15 protein-coding genes are annotated in these 16,396 nt (G+C 69.4%); 13 read left to right on the plus strand and 2 right to left on the minus strand.

Annotated elements, in window-relative coordinates:
* The first annotated feature begins 424 nt into the window (after positions 1-424).
* The 3 genes from ACYVF3_RS12245 (at position 425) to ACYVF3_RS12255 (ending at position 4,888) form a co-directional block, all read left to right on the plus strand.
* Complete coding sequence (locus ACYVF3_RS12245) at positions 425-2,137, plus strand: acyl-CoA dehydrogenase family protein (protein WP_461154350.1); 1,713 nt, start codon at positions 425-427, stop codon at positions 2,135-2,137.
* On the plus strand, positions 2,130-3,341 hold the full coding sequence (locus ACYVF3_RS12250; protein ID WP_461154351.1) for a CaiB/BaiF CoA transferase family protein: 1,212 nt from the start codon (positions 2,130-2,132) through the stop codon (positions 3,339-3,341). The genes ACYVF3_RS12245 and ACYVF3_RS12250 overlap by 8 nt, the downstream gene beginning before the upstream one ends.
* A gap of 218 nt (positions 3,342-3,559) precedes the next feature.
* Entirely contained in the window at positions 3,560-4,888 is a 1,329-nt protein-coding gene (locus ACYVF3_RS12255; protein ID WP_461154352.1) for an MFS transporter, read from the plus strand.
* A gap of 174 nt (positions 4,889-5,062) precedes the next feature.
* Here the strand turns inward: ACYVF3_RS12255 and ACYVF3_RS12260 are convergent, their stop codons facing one another.
* Positions 5,063-6,256, minus strand: a complete 1,194-nt coding sequence (locus ACYVF3_RS12260; protein WP_461154353.1) for a DUF418 domain-containing protein — start codon at positions 6,254-6,256, stop codon at positions 5,063-5,065.
* A gap of 250 nt (positions 6,257-6,506) precedes the next feature.
* On the opposite strand from ACYVF3_RS12260, the gene ACYVF3_RS12265 reads away from it, so the two are divergent.
* Positions 6,507-7,334, plus strand: a complete 828-nt coding sequence (locus tag ACYVF3_RS12265) for an MOSC domain-containing protein (RefSeq protein ID WP_461154354.1) — start codon at positions 6,507-6,509, stop codon at positions 7,332-7,334.
* A gap of 31 nt (positions 7,335-7,365) precedes the next feature.
* Here the strand turns inward: ACYVF3_RS12265 and ACYVF3_RS12270 are convergent, their stop codons facing one another.
* On the minus strand, positions 7,366-7,575 hold the full coding sequence (locus ACYVF3_RS12270) for a hypothetical protein (RefSeq protein ID WP_461154355.1): 210 nt from the start codon (positions 7,573-7,575) through the stop codon (positions 7,366-7,368).
* Positions 7,576-7,981: 406 nt separating this feature from the next.
* On the opposite strand from ACYVF3_RS12270, the gene ACYVF3_RS12275 reads away from it, so the two are divergent.
* From ACYVF3_RS12275 to ACYVF3_RS12315, 9 genes are all read left to right on the plus strand, one after another.
* On the plus strand, positions 7,982-8,326 hold the full coding sequence (locus ACYVF3_RS12275; protein WP_461154356.1) for a hypothetical protein: 345 nt from the start codon (positions 7,982-7,984) through the stop codon (positions 8,324-8,326).
* A gap of 430 nt (positions 8,327-8,756) precedes the next feature.
* Positions 8,757-8,843 carry a putative leader peptide gene (locus ACYVF3_RS12280; protein WP_461154456.1) on the plus strand — a complete coding sequence of 29 codons (87 nt, stop codon included), beginning with the start codon at positions 8,757-8,759 and terminating at the stop codon, positions 8,841-8,843.
* Positions 8,844-9,031: 188 nt separating this feature from the next.
* Positions 9,032-9,592, plus strand: coding sequence for an OsmC family protein (locus tag ACYVF3_RS12285; RefSeq protein WP_461154357.1), 561 nt, complete (start codon positions 9,032-9,034; stop codon positions 9,590-9,592).
* Between the two features lie 25 nt (positions 9,593-9,617).
* Entirely contained in the window at positions 9,618-10,862 is a 1,245-nt protein-coding gene (locus ACYVF3_RS12290) for an NAD(P)-binding domain-containing protein (protein ID WP_461154457.1), read from the plus strand.
* A 29-nt stretch (positions 10,863-10,891) separates the two neighbouring features.
* On the plus strand, positions 10,892-12,184 hold the full coding sequence (locus ACYVF3_RS12295) for an O-acetylhomoserine aminocarboxypropyltransferase/cysteine synthase family protein (protein WP_461154358.1): 1,293 nt from the start codon (positions 10,892-10,894) through the stop codon (positions 12,182-12,184).
* Positions 12,181-12,663 (plus strand): CoA-binding protein, encoded by a 483-nt coding sequence (locus ACYVF3_RS12300; RefSeq protein ID WP_461154359.1) that lies wholly within the window; start codon positions 12,181-12,183, stop codon positions 12,661-12,663. Before ACYVF3_RS12295 ends, ACYVF3_RS12300 begins: the two co-directional genes overlap by 4 nt.
* Positions 12,660-13,772: a homoserine O-acetyltransferase MetX gene (metX, locus tag ACYVF3_RS12305; protein ID WP_461154360.1), complete on the plus strand. Its 1,113-nt coding sequence runs from the start codon at positions 12,660-12,662 to the stop codon at positions 13,770-13,772. The genes ACYVF3_RS12300 and metX overlap by 4 nt, the downstream gene beginning before the upstream one ends.
* 115 nt (positions 13,773-13,887) lie before the next feature.
* Positions 13,888-14,388, plus strand: a complete 501-nt coding sequence (locus tag ACYVF3_RS12310) for an OsmC family protein (protein WP_461154361.1) — start codon at positions 13,888-13,890, stop codon at positions 14,386-14,388.
* A 743-nt stretch (positions 14,389-15,131) separates the two neighbouring features.
* Positions 15,132-16,373, plus strand: coding sequence for an ATP-grasp domain-containing protein (locus ACYVF3_RS12315; protein WP_461154362.1), 1,242 nt, complete (start codon positions 15,132-15,134; stop codon positions 16,371-16,373).
* Positions 16,374-16,396 lie beyond the last annotated feature (23 nt).

A 16,396-nucleotide genomic window follows, 5' to 3' on the forward strand; every position in this document is an offset into this window, starting at 1 on the left:
GCCGAACGGGACCCCATATTAAGCCCCCATCACCAACAAAAACACCAACAACCCAAACCAAATCCAACTCAGTGCCGGGTCGAGTCAGGGGTGAACGTGGGCCGGTCCCAGTTTTAGTCCAAACCGAGCCATGATCATGTCCGTTTTGCCCGCTCAGTTCGGACTAAAACTGGGACCGGACGAGGAGATGCCCGCTGATCGGCGGTGGCCGGGCTGGAGTGGTGCCGGATTGAGTGCGATGACATCTCACGGTGGGTCGAGATTGATGTTGGACGTTCCAGAATCGCGCTGCCATCGTGAAGTTCACCGCGCCGCAGGACGACCGCCGATCCGCACGATTCGGGGATCCGCGTACCTCGTGATCAGGCCGGCGCGATCGCCCGGGAAGTCGCCGTCCCGGGCCGGAACTCGCGAGAGGATCACCGTGAACTTCGCCGACAGAGACCCCGCCCTCAGGCCGCTGCTCGACAGCTACCTCCCGGCCGAGGACCGCGCGCGCATCGAGCCCTTCCTGAGCGAGCTCGGAGAGATCGCCGGTGGCGAGCTGGACCGGCTGGCGGCGACGGCCGACCGGAACCCACCCGCGCTGAGGCAGTTCGCACCCGACGGCACCCGCATCGACGAGGTCGAGCACCACCCGGCCTACGACCGGATGTCCGAGATCGCCTTCGGCACGTTCGGCCTCGCCGCGATGTCGCACCGACCAGGCGTTTTCGGCTGGCCGACCAAGGCCCCGCACCTGGTGAAGTACGCCGTGTCGTACCTGTTCGTGCAGTCCGAGTTCGGCTTGGCCTGCCCGGTGTCCATGACCGACTCGGCGGCGCGAGTGCTGCGCCTGTTCGACCAGGAGAACTTCGCGGCGGAGATCGACGCGCTGACCGCTCGCGATCCCGCGTCGAGGGCGACCGGTGCGATGTTCATGACCGAGAAGCAGGGCGGCAGCGACGTGGGTGCCACGTCCACGGTCGCGACCGACCACGGCGACCACTGGACGCTCCAGGGCCACAAGTGGTTCTGCTCCAACGTGTCCGCGGACGTGATCCTCACCCTCGCCCGGGTTCCGGGGCAGGGGGAGGGGACTCGCGGTCTGGGGCTGTTCATGGTCCCGAAGCACCGGCCGGACGGCACCCGCAACCACATCAGGATCGACCGCCTCAAGGACAAGCTCGGGACCAGGTCGATGGCCAGCGGCGAGGTCACCCTGGAGGGCGCTTTCGCCCGTCCCGTCGGCGACCTGACCCGGGGATTCGTGCAGATGGCGGAGATGCTCAACGTCTCCCGCCTGTCCAACGCGATGCGGGCGAGCGCGCTGATGCGCCGCGCCGCCCGGGAGGCCGTCGACCACGCCCGCGGCCGAGAGGCGTTCGGGGCGCTGCTCTTCGACCAGCCGCTGATGCGTTCCACTCTGCTGCCGCTGCTGCTGGACGCGGAGGCGTCGCTCGGTTTCGTGCTGGAGGCGGCCGACAAGCTCGACGCGGCCGATGCCGGAGATGAGCGGGCGAGCGCGCTGGTCCGCGTCCTCACGCCCCTCGCCAAGCACACCCTCTGCAAGCGGGCCCGCCACGTCACCGGGGAGGCGATGGAGGTGCGCGGCGGCAACGGCTACATCGAGGACTGGGTCAACCCGCGACTGCTGCGCGATGCCCACCTCGGGTCGATCTGGGAGGGCTCGTCCAACGTGATCGCCCTCGACGTGCTGCGCTGCATGCGCCGCGAAGGTTCCCACTCGCTGCTCATCGACACCTATCGGGAGAGGCTGGGCGCGATCGACGAACCGGCGGCCGATCTCCTGGCGCAGCACTGGGAATCCCTGAGGTCCCGGGGCGCGGAGCTGCTCGATGCCGCACCGTTCGACCAGCAGGTCGGCGTCGCGTCCTACGCCGATGACCTCAGCGACGCGGTGATGGCCACGTTGCTGCTGGAGCAGGCGGACCGCGAGCTGAGAGCCGATCGCGGACACCGGAAGCTGCTCGTCGCGCACACCTGGATGCACCGCCTCGTCGAGGGGCGGCTGCTCCGCGCACCCGCGCTGGGGGCGTTGGAGCAGATCGCCGACGGCGGGGAGGTCGACGCGGACACCGCCCGGGCGGCGCGCGATGCCTTCTCCGGGGGCGTGCGAGGGGGACACCGTGCCTGACCCGACCGCACCCTCGCCCGCGATCGGTCCGCTGGCCGGCCTCCGCGTCGTGGACCTGTCCAAGATCCTCGCGGGCCCCTACGTCACGATGTCGCTGGCGGACCTGGGCGCCGAGGTGGTGAAGGTCGAGCACCCCGAAGGCGGGGATCCGACCCGCAGGTGGGGGCCGCCGTTCAACGGGCCGGACGCCACCTACTACCTGTCGGCCAACCGCAACAAGCGCTCGGTGGTCCTGGACCTGAAGTCCGAGGCCGGTCAGGTGGCGGTGCACCGGCTGATCGAGACCGCCGATGTGGTCGTCGAGAACTTCCGGCCCGGCAGCTCGCTGCAGGAGCTCTACAGCGGCGAACGCCTCTGCGAGCAGTACCCCGAGCTGATCGTGCTGCACATCTCCGCGTTCGGTGACTCGGGTCCGATGCGGGGGGAACCGGGTTACGACATGGTGGCGCAGGCCGCGGCCGGGCTGATGTCGCTGACCGGTGAGCCCGATGGCCCACCGCTGAAGGCCGGCTACGCGATGGCCGACCTCAGCGCGGCGTTGTTCGGCATCATCGGCGTGAACGCCGCGCTGGTCGAGCGCGCCCGGACCGGACGCGGTCAGCACATCACCACGTCGCTCTACGAGAGCCAGCTCGCGCTGCACGTGAGCTGGGCGACCGGGTACTTCGCGACGCGCGAGCGTCCCGGCAGGCTCGGTTCCGGTCATCCCAACCTCGTTCCCTACCAAGCGTATCCGGCTTCCGACGGGAACTTCGTGATCGCGGTCGGCAACCAGGACATGTGGCGACGGCTGTGCACGACGATCGGTCGCGACGACCTGCCGGAGGACCCCCGGTTCGGCACCAACGCGGGCCGGGTGGCCCACCGCGAGGCCCTCAACGTCGAGCTGGAGACGACGCTGCGCGAGCGGACGGTCGAGCAGTGGTGTGCGGAGTTGGGGGAGGCGGGGGTCCCGGTGACGCCGATCCGCTCCCTCGACGAGATCTACGCCTCCGAGCAGACGCGGGTTCTGGGCATGATCGGCACCGTCGATCACCCGGCCGTCGGGGAACTGGAGCAGATCCGGTTCCCGGTCAACTTCCGGGGACAGCGCCCGGAGTTGCGCTCCGCGCCGCCGATGCTGGGCGAGCACAGCCGAGAGGTGCTCACCGAGATCGGCTACGACGACGACGAGATCGACCAGCTCCTCGGAAGGGCCGGCTGACCGGCCCGCGCACTGGGAACCCCTGTCCCCGAAGAGCAATCACCCCTCGCTGGAGCCGGGACCGCGTCGGTGCATTGAGACGCAACCGGTCTCAGCGGAGCAGAGAAGTCGTCTTGGACATGTCCTAATCGGGCTGCCAGGGTGATGCGCATCTCGTCATGCGGTCGGCGGTGCTGGTGCGCCCGCGCAACGGGAACGCGACACGAGAGGAATTCGCAATGGAGCGAGCACAGGCCGAAGCGAACGCTGATGCGGAACACGCGCCCGCCCGCGCCCGGGAGGCGCGAAGAGCCGGTGTCACCGCCTTCGTCGGGACGACCATCGAGTGGTTCGACTTCTACATCTACGGCTCGGCCTCGGCCCTGGTGCTCGGCAAGATCTTCTTCCCCGAGGCATCCCCGGCGCTGGGCACGCTCGCCGCGTTCGCCACGTTCTGGGTCGGCTTCCTCGCCCGGCCGCTGGGCGGAGTCGTGTTCGGCCACTTCGGCGATCGCGTCGGGCGCAAGAAGGCCCTGATCGTCACGCTGGTGATGATGGGCGGGGCCACGTTCTGCGTGGGCCTGCTGCCCACCTACGCCCAGATCGGCGTCGCCGCACCGGTTCTGCTGATCGCACTGCGGATGGTGCAGGGCGTGGCGATGGGCGGGGAGTGGGGTGGCGCCGTCCTGATCGCCACCGAATACGCGCCGCCGGGCAAGAAGATCCTCTACGGCGCCTTCGCTCAGCAGGGTTCGCCTGCCGGGAACCTCCTCGCCACGCTGGCCTTCCTCGGCATCGCCCACCTGTCCGACAGCGCTTTCGAGTCCTGGGGCTGGCGCCTGCCGTTCCTGGCCTCCGCCGTCCTGGTGCTCGTCGGTCTGTTCATCCGGCTCCGCCTCAGCGAGACACCGGAGATGCGCGCGGTCATCGAGTCGAAGCAGCGCTCGAAGCTGCCCATCAAGGAAGTGCTCGGTCGCTACCCGATGCTGGTCGCGCTCGGCGTGGGCGCCGGTACCGCCGGTGTGGCCATCACCTACGTCAAGACGACGTTCGCCTTGTCGTGGGCGACCAAGGAACTCGACTTCAGCCGCTCGTCGTTCCTGACCGTGATCACGATCGCGCTCGTGGTGCAGGTGTGCGCGCAACCGTTCGGCGCCGTGCTGGCCAGCAAGGTCGACCTCAAGCGCGCGGTCCTGTGGATGCTGCTTCCCGAGATCGTGCTGCTTCCGGCGATGTTCGCGCTGGTGAGCACCGGATCGATGCCCCTGGCGATCCTCGGGATGGCACTGGCCACCGCCCCGCACGCGATGTACTACGCGGCGCTGGCCGGACTGCTGGCCCAGGTGTTCCCGGTGGAGGTCCGCTACACCGCCATCTCGCTGTGCTACCAGCTGTGCACCACGATCTTCGCCGGAACGGCGCCCATCGCCTGCCAGTTCCTGCTGGCCCGCACCGGATCCATCGTGCCGGTCGTGGCGCTGGGCATCGGCTACGTCGTGATCACCCTGGTGTGCGCCATCGCCCTCATCCGCCGCAGCAAGGCCCTGTCGCAGCAGGACGTTCGATGACCGTGGACGCCGAGGACACCGGCAGCGTCCGCTGACCATCAATCGTCCGGCGAAGGCGAACGCGCTGCTGCACCACTACCTCGGGAATCGACCGCTACTCGCAGAACCGCTAGCAGCGCAGGCGAACCGCAGCGACTCTCCGGTCGCTGCGGTTCGCCGCGGTCGCGACCCTGTTCAGCGGGTCATCAGGCGCGTCGGCGCGGTGGAGGCGTGGTGCAGAACCCACTCCAGCGGACCGCGGCGCAGCAGTGCGCGCCAGACCGTGGTGAGCAGGACGGTCGCGGCCACCAGGACGAGCCACGGCAGGTAGGGGTGCGATTTCATGGTCCGGCCCAGCTGCTCGGCGCCGAAGGCCTTCAGGGCCAGCAGGTGTCCGGCGTAGGCGGTCAGGGCGAGCGCTCCCACCGAGGAGATCGGCAGCAGCGTCCGGGGGAGCCGTTGTCCCCACAGGCACAACCCGATCACCGCGAAGGCGATCCCCGTGGAACCGATGATCTCGAACGGGGTTCCGCTGTGCGCGGAGGCGGTGAGCAGCCACGCCGCCGACGTCGTGGGAGCGGTGCCCATACTGGTGGACATCACCGCGTCGAGGACCTCCGGCGGAAGTCCGGGCGGGAGCATCGCCATCAGCGCTTCCCGGCCGCCGAGCGGGTTCAACGCGATCCACGAGCCGCCGTAGCCGAGAACGGCCAGCCCCACGCCGAACGCGACGAGCCTCCCGCGCACCGCGAGCAGGTCGAGCCTGCCCACCGCCATGCCGGCCAGCAGGAAGGGGAACCAGGTCGCCACCGGGTACGCGCCGGTGAGCAGCAGACTGTGGGTCAGCATCCACAGACCGTCCAGCGAACCGAGATCGCTGAACCGAGGCGCGTAGCCCAGCACGTTGGTGTCGATGCCCTTGCGCAGGAAGAACGACAGCAGCGGCCCGCCGATCGCCAGCACCGCCGCCAGGACCGCCAGCGCACCGGTCCGCAGCCGCAGCAGCGGGACCGAGAGCAGGAAGAGCACGCCGTAGAAGGCCAGGATCACCATCGCGGGAACCTGGAGGGTGCTCAGCGCCAGGCCCAGCGCGAACAGCAGGACCGCGCGCACGGCGATGCGCACCCGCGACATCCGCATCCGGGGCCCGCGGTGCGGTTGTGAGCCGCCGCTGAGCAGCGAGATCGACACGCCGGCCAGCACTGCGAACAGCGCGGCCGCGCGGCCGGTGACGAGGCTGGACAGCCAGGTGGTCGGAGGCATGGTGTGCGCTGCGAACATGCCGAGCACGGCGAGTCCGCGCGCCACGTCCAGCCCGACCAGCCTGGTCCGTTCGGCCTGCTCCGGAGGGTGGTGTTCGTCGGCCATGACGAGAGTCGTGGAAGTCACGAGGAACACCGTCACATCCGAGATCGGCTTCGCGGATCAACCGCAGGGCCTCGGCGACTAGAACTTTGGGCCAGTACCGCACTAGTACTCCTGGCCAAGCTCGCATCAGCGGGACTCGGGACGGGAATCCGCCTCAAGCGGGGGTGGAAGTGCGGTGCGATGGGGCACATTCGGGCTCGGATCGCCCGAGCTACTGCCCGGCCACGACATCATGCGAGGTGGACGCTGAGCGAACCTGGGGAGAGACCTGGTGGCCGTGATCGCAGCACTGTTCTCCTACCCGATCAAGGGCTGCGCGGGTGTGCACCTGCAGCGGGCGACCGTGGAACCGACAGGTCTGCCGCAGGACCGCGCCTTCATGGTCGTCGACGAACGCGGAGTGGCCCGCACCCAGCGCCGCGACCCCCGGCTCGCGACGCTCCGGCCCGCGGTCAGCGCGGACGGCCGGAACCTGGTGGTGGGCGCGCCGGGTGCAGCGGACGTCCAGGTCGAGGTCGACTTGAACTCGGCGCGGCGGGAGGTGGAGATGTTCGGGGTGCCGCACCCCGGAATCGACCAGGGCGAGGAGGTCGCGGCGTGGCTGTCGGAGGTCCTCGACGCGCCGTCCAGGCTGGTTCGGGTGCCGCCGGAACGTCGTCGCGTTGCCGACGGCTGGGTGTCCGGGCCGTCGCACTACGCCGACAGCAGCGCGGTGCACCTCATCTCGCAGGCCTCCCTGGACGAGCTGAACGCGCGCCTGGTCGGACGAGGCGAGCCACCGGCTCCGATGGAGCGGTTCCGCCCCAACATCGTCGTCGCGGGGTGGGCGGAGCCCCACCTGGAAGACCGGATCCGGTGGTTGACGGCCGGTTGCGCCACGCTCGCCTACGCGAAGCTCGCGATCCGCTGCGCGGTCCCGATGGTCGATCAGCGCACGGGTGCCAAGGACGGTCCGGAGCCGTTGCGGACGCTCGCGACCTACCGCCGCGCGGCGCGAGGTGGCCTGGCGCTCGGGATCAAGCTGTCCGTCGTCGCGCCCGGTGAACTCGCGGTGGGTGGCGAGGTGCGGGTCGATTCGTGGGGCGACTCGGAACTCTGAACGCGTGTGGGGCTTGCCCTGGTGCCGGGGTTCAGGTGGTCACCGCCGCGCGCTGCGGCTCGGTGACGGGGGCGAGGCGCTGATGTGCCGCGGCGAAGCACGCCCGGCACAGGTCGCCCTTCGGGATGCTCGTCAGCCAGCCCGCTGGCGCGAGGCAACCGGGTGCCGGGGTCTCCTGGCAGATTCCGTGATGCCCGGCCGCGCTGCAGAGGCACGCGCACACCGGTTGCAGTTTTCGCATCGTGTATCGCCCTCGCGGTTCGCTGCTTCGTCGGACGTCTCCAGAAGCTATCCGCAGCAGCGGCCGGAAGTCAACGCTATGTGATTTCGCGGTAGTAAGAAGGCAAGTGCATTATCCCTGGTGAAAGCCCAGGCCAAGCCGTCAAGTGAATGTCGGGTAGCCGACTGCCGCATCTCGCGCCGACCGCGTCCGCGTAGCAGGTGCGACGGCGCTTCGGCGTGGGCCGCGCCCAGCGGTGCTCCGTCGCGCCTCGGGGGTCGGGCTGGTGGCCCAGTTTTAGTCCAAACCGAGCCATGATCATGTCCGAAATGTCGGCTCAGTTCGGACTAGAACTGGGATTCGACCCGAACGGGGTGATCGGCGAGGTGCTAGCCGGGTCGGGGATCGATGCCTCGTGCCGGTGAGGGTGGCCGGCTGGGCCGAGGAGGGCGCGGAAGCGATTCTCGTCCCGTCGGGCTTCACCTCGGCGTCGTTCTGCTCCGGTCATTTTCTTCGAGTAAACCAGTGCGGTCTGCGTACGGCGTTGACACCGAACCGACTGCAAGGGCGGATGAACGCCCTCATCCGCATGGTGGTCATGGGCGTGGCACCGGCCGGTGCTTTCGCGGGTGGGGCGCTCGGCGGTTGGCTCGGAACCCTGCCGGTCCTCGCCCTGGGAGCCGTGGGCGTCCTCCTCACCGGAGGCTCCCTGCTCCTTTCTCACATCCGGACGATCGTCGCGCTCCCTGATCTGGAGAGCAACACCAGCTGAGAGTCGGCACCCGCCCCCTAACGGCGCCATCCCTCATCAACACAGCGATGCCGTTGGCATGGCTGAAAGTACGGCGCGATCCTTCTTGCTGCCCACCGCTGACCGCCGTCCCGCCTCGTGGAGGCTTCTACGCGTGGGTGGACGTGTCCCGGGCGGGGCTGGACGATCGGGAATTCGCCCTGGAACTCCTCGAATCCGGGGCAGCGGCCGTCGCGCCCGGGAGCGCGTTCGGTCCGGGCGGACGAGGACACATCCGCCTGTCGCTCACGACGCGCGGCCGAGGCGGTCTAGGGCGCCGCTCGCATCAACCGGTTCACCGCAGACCGGTGCGGTCCGTGCGTCCGGCCGGTTGCGGCCAGTTCCGACACGTCCGGGCCCACGATCTGAGATCCGTTGACCACCAGGTGTGATGGCTGGCATTCTCCGAATCATGCACCTCCGGCAGCGGTTCATCACTCGACGCCACGTTGACTTGCGTCGAACCGCCAGCGCGCTGTGTGCTCAGCCGCTCGGCTGACACCTCGGTGTCACGTCCTTCTCCGGTGCCGTTGCGGCGCTTGAGAAGTCGACTTCTCCTCCTCATCCGCTGAACACCTGCGTTGAGCGGTTCCCCGGTTCGTCGTGAACCTCTCTCGGCATGCCGTTTTCCACCTTCGTGTGCGCGGCCGACCTCGCGCGCCCTCTGACACCTCCTGGAGGCCCTCCATGACCTCGACCGACGTCCCGGTCGACAACGGCGTCAACGTCGATGCGCTGCTCGGTGCCCGAGCCGCATTGGCCGATGCTCCCGACGTCGCTCAGTTCCGCTGGCGCGCGACCAACTCCTGGGTGAAGGGGACCCACAGCCAGTCCACTGTGGAGACCTTCTACGGGCTCGGGGACGAGCAGCGGCACAAGAAGACCTTCTCCTACGACGCCGACCACCCCGAGGTCTTCGCCGCCGAGGACAACGGTTCGACTCCGGTGGAGTTCGTGCTCGTCGCCCTGGGCAGCTGCCTCACCGCGGGTGTCGCCTCCGTCGCCCAGCAGCGCAAGATCCAGCTGCGGTCGGTGCGCGCCACCATCGAGGCAGACTTCGACCTGCACGGCATCCTCGGTGCGGACCCCGAGGTGCGCAACGGGTTCAGCGGCGTGCGCGTCAACTACGACATCGACGCCGACGCCACTCCGGAGGAGATCAAGGCGATCGTCGCGCAGTCGCAGAAGCGCTCCGCCGTCTACGACGTGCTCACCAACCCGACCAGCGTCACGGTCGAAGTGAACTGATCCGAGGAGCACAGCCTTGTCGAAGGTGACCACGGTCGTCGTGGGCGCGGGACAATCCGGGCTGGCCATGAGTCGCTACCTCGCCGGCAGTTCGATCGACCACGTGGTCCTCGAACGCGGCGAGGTGGCCGACTCGTGGCGAACGCAGCGCTGGGATTCCTTCCGGCTGCTCACGCCCAACTGGATGACCCGCCTGCCGGGCTACGCCTACACCGGTGACGACCCGGACGGCTACCTCACCGCGGCCGGGACCGCGGGTCTGCTCCACGACTACGCGGTCTCGATCGATGCGCCGGTCCGCAGCAACACGGCGGTGACGTCGGTGAAGCCCGCCGAGGGTGGGTTCGAGGTGCGCACCGACCGGGGGACCTGGGAGGCCCGCGCGGTCGTGGTCGCCTCCGGTGCCTTCGGTGAGGCGAAGGTTCCCGCGGTGGCCGAGCGGATACCGCCCGACATCCCGGAGTTCACCGCGGTGAACTACCGCTCCCCGGACCAACTCCCGGACGGCGGTGCGCTCGTCGTGGGTGCCTCGTCGACCGGGGTCCAGATCGCCGAGGAGCTGCAGCGCTCCGGGCGCCCGGTCACCTTGGCGGTGGGCGAGCACGTCCGGATGCCCCGCACCTACCGGGGCCGGGACGTCCTGTGGTGGATGGACGCCGCAGGCGTTCTCGACGAGTCCTACGTGGACGTCCCGGATCTCGTGCGGGCGAGGAACCTCCCGTCCATGCAGCTGGTCGGGACGCCGCAGCGCACCACGCTCGACCTCAACGCCCTGACCCGGATCGGCGTGCGGCTGACCGGAAGGCTCGCCGGTGTCCAGGACGGCACGCTGCAGTTCTCGGGTTCGCTGCCGAACATGTGCTCGCTGGCGGACCTGAAGCTGGGCAGGCTGCTGGAGTCCTTCGACACGTGGGCCGAAGGCGCGGGTGTCACCGACTGCGGCCCCGTCGAGCGGTTCGAGCGGTCCGAGGTTCCGGCCGCACCGCTCACCCTGGACCTGCGGTCCGGCGAGATCCGCAGCGTCGTCTGGGCCACCGGGTACCGCACGGACCTGTCCTGGCTCGACGTCCCGGTGCTGGACCGCAAGGGCCGCATCGTCCACGACGGCGGTGCGACTCCCTGGCCCGGTCTCTACGTGATGGGGATGCCGTTCCTGCGGCGCCGCAAGTCGACCCTCATCGACGGAGCCGACGCCGACGCCCGCGACCTGTCCGAACACCTGGTGGGCCACCTCGCCGGCCAGGACACGCACGCACAGCCGGTCAGCTGATCGCACGACCGGCGCTTCCCGGAGGACCGATGGACCGCCAGTGGGGATTCCGCACCCGTGCGCTGCACGCCGGTGCCGTGCCCGACTCCGCGACCGGCGCCCGCGCGGTGCCGATCTACCAGAGCACCAGCTTCGTCTTCGAGGACACCGCCGACGCGGCGAGCCTGTTCGCGCTGCAGAAGTTCGGCACCGTCTACAGCCGGATGTCCAACCCGACGGTGGCGGTGCTCGAAGAGCGGCTGGCGAGCCTGGAGGGCGGGCTCGGCGCGGTGGCCACGGCCAGCGGGCAGTCCGCCGAGTTCCTGACGTTCGCCGCCCTGGCCGGTGCGGGCGACGAGATCGTCGCGGCCGCCGGGCTCTACGGCGGGACCATCACGCAACTCGACGTCACGCTGCGCCGGTTCGGCGTGACCACCCACTTCGTGCCGGGCGGCGACCCGGAGGCCATCGGGGCGGCGATCACCGACCGGACGAAGGTCGTGTTCGCCGAGGCGATCGCCAACCCCTCCGGCGAGATCGCCGACATCGCGGCGCTCGCCGAGGTCGCGCACGCGGCGGGCGTCCCGCTGGTCATCGACGCCACCCTGGCCACGCCGTACCTGCTCCGGCCGATCGAGCACGGCGCCGACATCGTGATCCACTCGGCGACGAAGTTCATCGGCGGCCACGGCACCACGCTCGGCGGCGTGGTGGTCGAGGCAGGCAGGTTCGACTGGGGCAACGGCCGGTTCCCCAGCATGACCACCCCGATCCCGTCCTACGGCGGTTTGAGCTGGTGGGGCAACTTCCAGGAGTTCGGGTTCCTCACGAAGCTGCGCGCCGAGCAACTGCGCGACATCGGCCCGACCCTGTCGCCGATGGCCGCGTTCCAACTGCTGCAGGGCGTGGAGACGTTGCCGCTGCGCATGTCCGAGCACGTCGCCAACGCCCGGGCCGTAGCGGAGTGGTTGGAGGCGGACCCGCGCGTGTCCTACGTCCGCTGGGCCGGGTTGCCCGACCACCCGCACCACGAGCGCGCGCAGCGCTACACCCCGGAGGGACCGGGCGCGGTGTTCGCGTTCGGCGTCGCGGGAGGTCGTGATGCCGGCCGGAAGTTCATCGAATCCGTCCAGCTGTGCAGCCACCTGGCCAACGTCGGCGACGCCCGGACCCTGGTGATCCACCCGGCGTCGACGACGCACCAGCAGCTCAGCGAGACCCAACTGCAGGACGCCGGTGTCCCACCGGACCTGATCCGCATCAGCATCGGACTGGAAGACGTCGAGGACATCATCTGGGACCTCGACCAGGCGCTCACCGAGGCAACCGAGGAGAAGGCATGACCGCGCCAGGATGGGTCGGCCCGTCGGCTCTGGAACGGCAGGCGCTGCTGCGCCGGACGCGCAGCGTCGCGGTCGTCGGCGCCTCGCCGAACCCGGCCCGGGCCAGCAACTTCGTCGCGACCTACCTGCTTGCCAGCACCGACTACGACGTGCACTTCGTCAACCCCAACGCCACCGAGATCCTCGGCCGCCCGGTGCACGCGTCGCTGGCGGACCTGCCCGTGGTGCCCGACCTGGTCGACGTCTTCCGTCGGCCGGCCGACCTCCCCGGCGTGCTGGCGGAAACCGTGGAGGTCGGCGCCTCGGCGCTGTGGTTGCAGTTCGGCCTGCACGACGAGGCGATCGCGGTGGAGGCCGAGGCCGCCGGGCTCGACGTCGTGATGGACCGGTGCGTGAAGATCGAGCACGCCCGGTTCCACGGCGGGCTGCACCTGTCCGGTTTCAACACCGGCGTGATCAGCTCGCGGCGGGCGCGATGACCAGAACCGGCGTCGCCGTCACCGGAGCCTGGAGAGAGGGCGATCCGGTGGGGCGGCGGCGCTTCGTCGACGTCCCACCGCTGACGCTCGAACGCGGTGCGACGTTGCCGACGACCAGGCTCGCCTACGAGACCTGGGGCCGCTTGAACCCCGAGCGGGACAACGCGGTGCTCGTGCTGCACGCGATGTCCGGTGACAGCCACGCGGCAGGCGAGGCCGAACCGGGACACCCCGGCCAGGGCTGGTGGGCCGGCGTGATCGGGCCGGGTCTGGGCATCGACACCGACCGGTGGTTCGTGGTCTGCCCCAACGCCCTCGGCGGGTGCCAGGGTTCGACCGGTCCGTCAACGCCCGCGCCCGACGGACGGGCGTGGGGGAGCCGGTGGCCGGCCGTCACGATCCGCGACCAGGTGCAGGCGGAAGTGGCGCTGGCCGACGAGCTCGGCGTGCGCAGCTGGGCGGCCGTCGTGGGCGGTTCGATGGGCGGGATGCGGGCGCTCGAGTGGTCGCTGTCGCGCCCGCAGCAGGTGGATCGCGCCGTCGTGCTCGCGGTCGGCGCCGAAGCGTCGGCGGATCAGGTCGCGACCTGCCGTGTGCAGATCGAGGCGATCCGCGCCGACCGCGACTGGCACGGCGGCGATTACTACGACGAGCCGTCGGGCCCGACCGGCGGCGTGGCCATCGCGCGCAGGATCGCGCACCTGACCTACCGCAGCGCCGCCGAGATCGACGACCGCTTCGGCCGCGACGCCGCGCTCGGCGGTGATCCGCTGGAGGAGGGCTTCGCGGTCGAGTCGTGGCTGGACCACGTCGCCGCGGGCCTGGTCGACCGCTTCGACGCGGGGAGCTACGTCTCGCTCAGCGAAGCCATGAACAGCCACGACATCGGCCGGGGGCGTGGTGGCCGGGCGTCCGCGCTGCGGGGGATGCGCGCACGCCCGACGGTCGTCGGCGTCGACTCCGACCGCTTGTACCCGCTGCACCAGCAGCGAGAGCTCGCCGATCTGCTCGGGGTTCCGCTGCGCGTCGTGCGCTCCTCGCGCGGGCACGACGGATTCCTCGTGGAGGCCGACCAGGTCAACGCGATCCTCTCGGACGCGCTGGCATGAGCGTTCCCCTGGTCCGGCGGCTGCACATCGACCTGCGACGGGTAGCAGCCCAGCGCTGTTGACCTCCCGGAGCTGCGCTGCGAAATCCATCGCCCTGACCACGAGGGAGAACCCCATGTCTTTGACCGAAGTCATCGAAACCACCCGCTCAGCGGTGGACGCGGACCCGAGCAACGCGGCCGCGTCGTTCAACGCGACCCACCGGCTGGTGCCCGGAACCAAAACCCAGGTCGAGGTGTCGATCCGCGACCACGAGCTGACCGTGGACGAGCCCGTTGCTCTCGGCGGCGAGGACGCGGCCGCCAACCCGGTGGAGTTCGCGCTGGCCTCGCTCGGCTCCTGCCAGGTCATCACCTACCAGTTCTGGGCGGCCCGGCTGGGCATCCGGCTCCAGGACGTGACCGTGCGCGTCGAGGGCGACCTCGACCTGCACGGGTTCTTCGGCTTCGACGACAACACCCGCGCGGGCTTCCGCGAGGTGCGGGTGCGAGTCGATCTCAGCGGACCGGAAACCCCGGAGCGCTATGAAGAACTCCGCAGGCACGTCGACCAGCACTGCCCGGTCCTGGACCTGTTCCGCAATGAAACCCTCACCACGACCGAACTCTCGGTATGAGGGATCCGCGCGGCGAGGGGTCTCGCGCCCCCGCCGCGCGGTACCGCCGAGCGGGTGCGAGCATCATGGCCAGGTGAAAACCGTTGTGCGACTTGGGGTAGGTTCGGTGAACGGCTGATGGCGCAGGTCGCGGAGTGAGGCGGTGGGGCGGCGCTCACGCGGTTCGTCGCCCGGGCCCGGGCTCGCCAACTTGAACGAGGCAGGAGCTCCTCCAGCGCGGGACCAGTAAAGACGTTGCCCTGGGGCAATCAAAAATGCGCGTGAGGGATGTTACTCTTCAGAGGATCTTGACCGGCGCGTTCGCGCGGGGGCATGTTCGCATGTCTGCTTGGATCACCTGTCTGGAGGAGAGCCTGATGCGATTGCCGACACCGCGCGCGACCACGGCTCTGCGAGGTCGACCCATATCCTGATCCGCGCGCGCCGCTCTGCGGAGGCGGCTGCACGAGCGGAATCCTCGCCCGCGCCAATCGGGCGAGGAGCGTCCGAGGACGAGCGCCGGAGCAGAAGAGGCTCGCACGACGTGCCTCGATTCGGTGCGCAGATCGTCGCGGAATCACGGAATTCGGGCCGGATGATCCGGCCACTTCTCAGCAAGGACGCCAGCGGCGCAGGCCCGCGTGCATCGGGCCGATGCGTCGGTGGTCATCAGGTCCTGCCTTCAGCACACCGCGGAACAGACCGGGACTCGGTTGTGTCCGCCACCGCCAGAACTGGACTCGCCGAAAAGGGAGGAACGGCCCATGTCACAGCCAGAACCGGTCGCCAAGAACGCGGATAAGGGATATGTAGCTCTCCTCGGCTGGAGCCTCAACGCGGTCGAGGCGCTCGACCGGTTCGATCGGCGGTACGTCGTCGTGGCGCCGGACTGGGCCGAGAAGTACTGCGTCGAGCACGATATCCCCTACGTGCCGTGGAACTTCGAGCGGCTCAACGACCGCTCGATGGAGATTGCCGAAACCCTGCAGGAGAAGGGCGTCGACGTCGCCATCCCGCTGTTCGAGGAGACGGTGGAGTGGGCGGGGGCGATCAACTCCGTGCTGCTCGACAACCCGCGCCTGTTCGGCCAGGCCATGCTGCTGCGCGACAAGGCGCTGATGAAGCGCCGCGCGCAGCTCGGCGGCATCCGGGTCGGGATCTTCGAGGAGGCCCACGACCGGGACGACGTGATCCGCTTCCTCAAGCGCGTCAACCAGACGCTGCTCAAGCTCGACGGCGACCCGAACGACCCGATCCACCTCAAGGCCTTCGACAAGGCCGGCTGCCTGGGACACCGGGTCATCCGCACCCCGGACGAGATCGACGTGATCCCGGACGAGGAGTTCCCGGTCCTGATGGAGTCGCACCTCGACGGCTGGGAGTTCGCGGTCGAGGCGTGGATCCACAACGGCAAGATCAAGTTCCTGAACATCTCCGAGTACGTCAGCCTCGGTTACTCGGTGTTCGTCCCGGCGACCCCGGAACTGGAGCGGTACAGGCCGCAGATCACCGCCCAGATCGAGAAGCTGATCAAGACCTTCGACATCGAGTTCGGCTTCATCCACCCCGAGTACTTCGTCACCAGCGACGGGGAGATGTACTTCGGCGAGGTCGCTTACCGGCCGCCGGGCTTCAAGGTCTTCGAGCTCCTCGAACGCGCCTACGGCTTCAACGCCTACCAGGGGCTCGTGCTGGCCTTCGACCCCAAGACCACCGAGGAGGAGATCGACGCGTTCTTCCCGCGCGAGGTCGTCGACTCCAACGGGGTGGCGGGCTGCTTCGGCGTCTACCCCCGTCGCCGCGTCGTCAACGAACTCCAGATCCCGGAGCAGACCGAGGACGACGACTACTATGATTCGCACGACCTCTCGGCGCCGCTGGAGGAAACGGTCACGAAGAGGACCGCGTTCGGCACCCACTGGGGTCTGCTGTACTTCTTCGGTGAGGACCCCTACCGGATGCGCGAAGTGCTGAAGGAGCAGGAAGAGCTCGACTTCTACGTCTGACGACAGCGTCGACGCAGGAGAGA

The sequence above is a fragment of the Saccharopolyspora tripterygii genome (assembly GCF_054778355.1).